2 protein-coding genes and 1 pseudogene are annotated in these 1898 nt (G+C 74.2%); 1 reads left to right on the top strand and 2 read right to left on the bottom strand.

Features of this window, described 5'->3' with window-relative positions:
- Positions 1 to 253 (top strand): annotated as a pseudogene (locus DEIPH_RS17000) (deoxyguanosinetriphosphate triphosphohydrolase); the annotation flags it as partial.
- A 33-nt stretch (positions 254 to 286) separates the two neighbouring features.
- On the opposite strand, the gene pxpA reads toward DEIPH_RS17000, so the two are convergent.
- Entirely contained in the window at positions 287 to 1051 is a 765-nt protein-coding gene (pxpA, locus tag DEIPH_RS17005) for a 5-oxoprolinase subunit PxpA (protein ID WP_034360558.1), read from the bottom strand.
- A 31-nt stretch (positions 1052 to 1082) separates the two neighbouring features.
- Complete coding sequence (locus DEIPH_RS17010; protein ID WP_051517482.1) at positions 1083 to 1712, bottom strand: hypothetical protein; 630 nt, start codon at positions 1710 to 1712, stop codon at positions 1083 to 1085.
- Positions 1713 to 1898: the final 186 nt, after the last annotated feature.

Consider the following 1898-nt stretch of genomic DNA (forward strand, 5'->3'; position numbering starts at 1 on the left):
CCTGCGCGAAACCCTCTACCGCCACTGGCGGGTGGAGATGCAGGTGGAACAGGCCACGCGGCTGCTGAACACCCTGTTCACGGCCTTCCTGGCGCGGCCCACCCTGCTGCCGCCCCAGGCGCGTGCCCGCGCGGAGACGGACGGTCTGCCCCGCGCGGTCTGCGACTTCATCGCCGGGATGACCGACCGCTACGCGGGCGAGATGCACGCGGCGCTGGTGCCGCCGCCCCTGCCGTCAGGCTGGCCGGGGTAGGGAAGGGCTGGCCACCCCGGGCCTGGGGTGGGGCTACAGGCCCGGGGCCACCACCCGCACCCCCGCCGCCTCCAGCGCCGCGCGCAGGTCCCGCGCCAGGTCCGCCGCCTCCGCGCCGTCCCCGTGCAGGCAAAGGGTCCGGGCAGGCACCCGCACCGCTTCGCCCGTGACGGCCGTGACCGTGCCTTCCAGGGCCAGGCGCACGCCCTGATCGACGGCTTCCGCGTAGGGCCGCAGCGCGCCGGCCTGCCCGCGCGGCCACAGCGACCCGTCGGGCGCGTAGCCCCGGTCCGCGAAGCCCTCGCCCACCGCCACCAGACCCAGGGCCTCCGCCGCGTGCAGCATCCGGGAAGCCTCCCCCGCCAGGCCGAAGTAGAGGGGCAGGCCGGAATCGGCTGCGGCCCGCGCCACCGCTGCGGCCAGGGCCGCGTCGTTCACGGCCTGGTTGTAGAGCATCCCGTGGGGCTTGACGTGCCGCAGCCGGACACCCTCCCGCGCGGCCACGGCTTTCAGCGCCTCGATCTGCTCGCGCACGAACGCGGTCACCTCATCCGACGCGAAGTGCTGCTCGCGGCGGCCAAAGCCCTCGCGGTCGGGAAAGCCGGGGTGCGCGCCCGCCGAGACGCCGTGCTTCGCGGCCAGGCGCAGGCTGTCGCGCATCGTTTCCGCGTCCCCCGCGTGTCCGCCACAGGCGACATTCGCACTGGTCACGAAGGGCATGATGGCCGCCTCGTGCGGGCTGCCCTCGCCCAGATCGGCGTTCAGGTCGGTGCGGTGGCTCCTGGGGGCAGAACTCATGCGGGCAGCATAGGCGTTCTGCCGGGTCGGCTCAGCCCTCGCCCGACCGCTCCGGCAGGGCCAGCAAACTCCCGGCCAGTGAAGCCGGGGGTAGCGGGCAGGCGGTCACCACACCATGCGGGGAGACGGCCAGCACCCGCCGCTCGGCAAGGGTCCAGAGGGCGCGGTGGACGGCCATCTCGGCGTCCGCACGGCCCGACGGGGCGAGCTGGTCGAGCAGCGCGGTGTAGCGCACCTCCCGCGCCTCACCGCCTGCCCAGGGGGTCGCCTGCGCCACCTGCGTCAGCACCCGCCGCTGTTCGGTTCCCTGTGCCAGAGAGAGCAGGGCCTGCCGCGCCCGCAGCTGCCCCACGCGGGCCTCGCGTTCCCTGCGCCGCTGGCTGAGCAGGGCGCTGACCGCCTCGGGGGGGGCGGTGCCCTGTCCCCCGTACCGCCGCTCGATAATCTGCTCCAGGTGCGTGTCGGCCCGCTGGCGCACCTCGCTGCGCCACTCCTGTGCTCGGTCCCGCAGGCCGGCCCGGGCGTCCTGCACCCGGGGGTCGCGCCACACGGTCTCGGCGGCGCGCCGCGCGGCTGCCCGGAAGCCCCTGGCCTCCTGATCGGGGGTGTCTGCGGGCGGGGCCGGATCAGATGGGCGGCGGATCAGGTTCCGCAGGTTCATGTCTTCCTCCTCGGCGGGAACATTGCGGCCCACTGTTCCACACTTCGCGCGCCTCTTTGGCGAGGTGGGCAGGATTTCTAAGTCGCTGGCGGGTGATGATGCCATCATCACCCCGAGCGGAGCGAGAAGCCGAAAAGTGGCGGGTAGCGGAGGTGGAGCGCTTCCGGGTGTCGTTTCCCGGAAGGG

Source organism: Deinococcus phoenicis, from assembly GCF_000599865.1.
Taxonomy (GTDB): Bacteria; Deinococcota; Deinococci; order Deinococcales; family Deinococcaceae; genus Deinococcus; species Deinococcus phoenicis.